Raw genomic sequence first — 217 nt, 5'->3', positions numbered from 1 at the left:
TCTTTGAAACATGGCGCTTTGTTGGTCTGTGGGACTTCTCCGCTAAATCAATGTTCTTTATCTCAAGCAATTGTAGATCTATGTATTTGTACAACGTTGAAGTTGATACCATTTCATCCGGCTTAAATAATTCCGCTGAGTGAGCACGACCTACGGTCGCGTCAGGAGACCACTTTTCATTCTTAAATTGGCTTACAAAGAAGCTTAGAAAGGGTTT

The 217-nt window shown here is 40.6% G+C and carries 1 pseudogene; it reads right to left on the bottom strand.

The annotated features are described in order from the left end of the window. Positions 1-217, bottom strand: a pseudogene (locus tag FC88_RS13375) (IS30 family transposase); the annotation flags it as partial.

The organism is Companilactobacillus futsaii JCM 17355 (assembly GCF_001435505.1).
Lineage (GTDB): Bacteria > Bacillota > Bacilli > Lactobacillales > Lactobacillaceae > Companilactobacillus > Companilactobacillus futsaii.
Note: the sequence above shows the minus strand (reverse complement) of the source record. Positions and strands in the feature narration are given on the sequence as shown.